At 34.9% G+C, this 404-nt stretch carries 1 protein-coding gene; it reads left to right on the plus strand.

Features of this window, described 5'->3' with window-relative positions:
- Positions 1 to 404 (plus strand): hypothetical protein (locus tag H0X95_RS35780; protein WP_230878358.1); only part of this gene is annotated, 404 nt, incomplete at both ends.

Raw genomic sequence — 404 nt, forward strand, 5'->3', positions numbered from 1 at the left:
CGATAAGTTCGACACCACTTACGCAACAGACACAATCAATACTTAATCAGATTAATAACATTAGATATGAAAAAAACAAAAGTGCTGAATGTCGAATCATTGTTGTCGCTAATCCTAAACCCGACAAGGCAATCATAACTAAAATTAGCGTAGAAGAGGGAATACCCATAACATTCAGTGTCCAAACCATGTTTTCAGATACTAATTTTATTGCTGAACAACGAGCTGACTTACCAACTAATATAAAAGATATTCAAAGCCTGTATCAAAAAATGACGAAGTTATATATTGAGCACAGTGAAAATAAAAACAGGATGAAAGTCTTTGCCGGAACCAACTTTATTGATTTCAATATGACAGGACAGAACCTGTCCGGGTTCGTTCTAACCTTGTCAAGGTTTTAT

Origin of the sequence: Burkholderia sp. 9779_493 (assembly GCF_015712215.1) — a bacterium.
Taxonomy (GTDB): Bacteria; Pseudomonadota; Gammaproteobacteria; order Burkholderiales; family Burkholderiaceae; genus Burkholderia; species Burkholderia cenocepacia.